The sequence below is a fragment of the Chitinimonas sp. genome, assembly GCF_041904975.1.
In the GTDB taxonomy this organism is placed as follows: Bacteria; Pseudomonadota; Gammaproteobacteria; order Burkholderiales; family Chitinimonadaceae; genus Chitinimonas.
The window spans coordinates 1-3,814 of record NZ_JAYRLZ010000352.1 but is presented as its reverse complement, the minus strand read 5'-3'; the positions used below and the strand labels follow the sequence as shown (position 1 = coordinate 3,814).

4 protein-coding genes are annotated in these 3,814 nt (G+C 62.3%); 3 read left to right on the top strand and 1 reads right to left on the bottom strand.

Translation table 11 applies throughout. The annotated features are described in order from the left end of the window. The 3 genes from ACE3OH_RS20580 to ACE3OH_RS20570 all read left to right on the top strand — a co-directional run. On the top strand, positions 1-355 hold a 355-nt coding region (locus tag ACE3OH_RS20580), incomplete at its 5' end, for an efflux RND transporter periplasmic adaptor subunit (protein ID WP_374357566.1). Positions 356-386: 31 nt separating this feature from the next. Then, entirely contained in the window at positions 387-1,976 is a 1,590-nt protein-coding gene (locus tag ACE3OH_RS20575; protein WP_374357563.1) for a DHA2 family efflux MFS transporter permease subunit, read from the top strand. Between the two features lie 28 nt (positions 1,977-2,004). Further along, complete coding sequence (locus ACE3OH_RS20570) at positions 2,005-2,985, top strand: L-threonylcarbamoyladenylate synthase (protein ID WP_374357560.1); 981 nt, start codon at positions 2,005-2,007, stop codon at positions 2,983-2,985. A gap of 23 nt (positions 2,986-3,008) precedes the next feature. Here ACE3OH_RS20570 and ACE3OH_RS20565 read toward each other — a convergent pair. Further along, positions 3,009-3,814 (bottom strand): hypothetical protein (locus ACE3OH_RS20565; RefSeq protein WP_374357557.1); only part of this gene is annotated, 806 nt, incomplete at its 5' end.

Here is a 3,814-nt window from a genome sequence, read left to right as displayed (position 1 = left end):
CGTCGAGCCCGGCCAGTTCGTGCAGCCCGGCCAGACCCTGATGTATCTGGTGCCGATCAACGATGTATGGGTGACCGCCAACCTGAAAGAAACCGAGGTAGGGCAGGTCAAGGCCGGCCAGGCGGTGGAGATCGACGTCGATGCCTATCCGGGCAAGCGTTTCAGCGGCAAGGTTGAATCATTCAGCGCCGCCACCGGCGCCAAGTTCGCCCTGCTGCCGCCCGACAATGCCAGCGGCAACTTCACCAAGGTGGTGCAACGGGTGCCGGTCAAGGTCAAGCTGGACGCCTTCGACGCCAAGGCCACGCCTCTGCGGCCCGGCATGAGTGTATTCGCCAGCATCCGGGTACGTTGAACCGCACGCCCCACCGCGAGGTTAATCCGCCATGAAGCCCTTCCTGCCCGGCCTGCTGCGCAGCAATAACCCGGATGCCATCTATCGCAACCGCTTCATCATCGCCGCCACCGTTACCCTGGCCTGCGTGCTGGAGCTGCTCGATACCAGCATCGTCAATGTCGCGGTGCCACATATGATGGGCACGCTGGGCGCCACCCTGGACGAGATCACCTGGGTGTCGATCGGCTATGTGGTGGCCAATGTCATCGTGCTGCCGATTTCCGGCTTTCTGGCCAACCAGTTCGGCCGACGCAACTATCTGGCCATGTCCATCCTGCTGTTCACCGTGGCATCCTGGGCCTGCGGCAATGCCAGCTCCCTCGGTGAATTGGTGTTCTGGCGCATCGTGCAGGGGCTGGGTGGCGGCGGGTTGATCGCCACTGCCCAGGCAACCCTGTATGAAGTCTTCCCGGTGAAGGAAATGGCCACTGCCATGGCCATCTTCGGCATGGGCATCATGTTCGGGCCCTCGCTCGGCCCCACCGTGGGCGGCTGGATTACCGATACCTGGTCCTGGCCGTGGATCTTCTATATCAACCTGCCGCTGGGTGCCGCAGCGCTATTGCTGGTGCTGAGCTATGTACCGGATTCTGCCCACCGCAAGATCGCCGAGGCGGTTGATTACCTCGGCCTGATCCTGCTGGCCGTCGGCGTTGGCACCCTGCAATTGATGCTGGAGCGCGGTGAAAAGCTCGACTGGTTCCAGTCCGGCGAAATCATGGCCTATGCCATCGCCAGCTTCCTGTCGCTGTTTGCCTTTGTCATCCGCCAGCTGGAATACGCGCATCCCATCGTCAACCTGCGCATCATGCGCGACGTGCAGTTCTCCATGGGGCTGATCTTTACCTTCTTCCTCGGCGCGGCGCTGTTTTCCACCGTATTCCTGTTCCCGGTCTATGCCCAGACCCTGATCGGCTTCGATGCCTTCCAGACCGGCATGATCATCCTGCCCTCGGCGCTAGCCGCCGCCTTCACCATGCCGGTTGCCGCCAAGCTGCTGGCGCGCGGGGTACGGGCCCATTTCATCATCATGGTCGGCGCCGCCATCTTTATGTACGCCATGTGGGGCCATCATTTGTTCACCACGCAATCGAGCCAGCAGGACTTTTTCTGGCCGCTGTTGCTGCGCGGTGTGGGCTTGGGCCTCGTGTTCATGCCGCTGAACAACCTGACCCTGGCCGCCATCGCGCCACAGGAGATCCCTAACGCCACCGGCCTGTACAACCTGGTGCGCCAGCTCGGCGGCAGTGTCGGCATTGCCATTTCGGCCACCTTGCTGATCAAGCTGGAAAACATCAAGCGCGCCGGCCTGGTGGCCCATCTGGCCGAAGACAATTCAGCAGTGGCCGAACGCATCGGTCTATTCAGCCGCCTGTTCACCCAGCACGGCAGCCATGGCGCCGCCGCCACCCATAAGGCCTATGCCTTGCTCGACCAGCAGGTGAATGGCCAGGCGATGATGCTGGCGTTCAGTGATCTGTTCCTGCTGTTCGGCCTTGCCATCTGCGCCCTGCTGCCGCTCTTGCTGTGGATGCGCAAACCGCCGCGCATGGCCAGCGGCACCGATGTGGCGCACTGATTCGCCAGCAAGCCGGTAAAATAGCGCGATGCCCAATATCTCTACCGACCTCGACCATGCCCTGGCCCTGCTGCGCGCCGGCGAGCTGGTCGGCATTCCCACCGAGACCGTCTACGGCCTGGCGGCCGACGCCAGCCGGCCCGAAGCGGTCGCCAAGATTTTTGCCCTGAAAGGCCGGCCCAGCGATCATCCGGTAATCGTGCATATCGCCGGCCAGGCCCAGCTGAGCCAGTGGGCGCGCGATATTCCCGATGCCGCCTGGAAGCTGGCCGAGGCCTTCTGGCCCGGCTCGCTCACCCTGATCCTGCACCGCGCCGCGCAAGTGAGCGATGCGGTAACCGGCGGGCAGGACACGGTCGGCATTCGCGCCCCGGCGCATCCGTTGACTCATGCGCTGCTGGAGCGATTCGGTGGCGGCTTGGCGGCACCATCGGCCAATCAGTTCGGCCATGTCAGCCCCACCACCGCCCAGCATGTCGCCAGCGAATTCGGCGCGCGCCTGGGCTTGATACTCGATGGTGGACCCTGCCAGGTCGGGGTGGAATCGACCATTGTCGGCCTGACCGGCGAGCGCCCTACCCTGCTGCGCCCGGGTGGCATTGCCGCCGAAGCGATCGAAGCAGTGCTTGGCATGCCGCTGATCCACCACCAAAAGCCCGCCACCGCACAAATGCGGGTATCGGGCCTGCTCGACTCGCACTACGCACCGCGCACGCCGCTACTGGTCGGCCCGCTCTTGGCCATCGAAAACGAAGCCTATCGCCGCTTCGAAGCCGGCCAATCGGTCGCGCTGCTGCATCATTCGCCCTTGCATGGCACTGTTTGTGGTGTAGACAGCCACCAGATGCCGCTCGACGCAGCCGGCTATGCGCGAGCCCTGTATGCCACGCTGCGCCAGTTTGATACCGGCCAGCGATTTGCTGCCCTGCTGCTGGAAACCCCACCAGATGGCAATGACTGGCTGGCGGTCAACGACCGGGTCAAGCGCGCTGCCAGTCAGTGGCTGTAACTGCAGCAGAGGTCAAAACCCGCTTACTGCAGCGGGCAGCCGGCGGTGTAGTCAAATGCGCCGTCGGCATATTCAAAGCGCGCGCAACTCGCCCATCCGCCGTCGCTCGCATGACTCTCCCAAACACTGGCGCCGCCGCCTGACAGGGTGACGATCTGCGCCGAACGATATTGCCCCGGCGGCACATCAAAATAGTGGTACTGGTTGTCGCCCAGGCCATTGAGCGCAAACTGCTGGCGATGCACCTGGCCTTGCAGGTCTACCAGTTCCAGCTGCGCCTCGCCGGCGTTCTGGCGCATATAAGTCGCAAACATGATGCCGATACGCTGCAGCTTGCCACCAGGGACGGAGCGCGCCGGCGCCAGCAGCAGCGGAATCGGCCGCTCTGGAACCATCGGCACACTTAGCTGCATTTTCCGCTGCACCAGTGCCTTGCCCTGAATGGCCGCAGCGTGGATATCGTTGCGCACATACAGCGGCTGCTCAGGCCACTGCGTGTAGTGCTTGTCGAGCACGCCCTGCACGCAGTCGCCATAGCTTTCCCAGCTATATCGGTCCCACACCTTCCATTTATCCGCAATCACCACCTTGGGTAAGGCGCTGGCCAATTGCTGACAGGCATCGATCTTGATGCCGAACCTGGGTGATTCATTATATTTTTCCTGCCAGGGCAGATAAAAGAAGTTGCCCACTGCCGGCAAGCGATCAGCGGCGATATATTCGTAGTTCTTGAATGAATAGGCGACAATCTTGTCGTCCTTGCTGGTAAACATGCGCACCAGATCAGATAATGGGGTGCGATCATAAATATGCCGCTGCGAGAGTTTTT

Excerpts from the sequence above, each read along its gene's own strand:
- ACE3OH_RS20575 (WP_374357563.1), top strand. The coding sequence starts at position 387 with ATGAAGCCCTTCCTGCCCGGCCTGCTGCGCAGCAATAACCCGGATGCC.
- ACE3OH_RS20570 (WP_374357560.1), top strand. The coding sequence starts at position 2,005 with ATGCCCAATATCTCTACCGACCTCGACCATGCCCTGGCCCTGCTGCGC.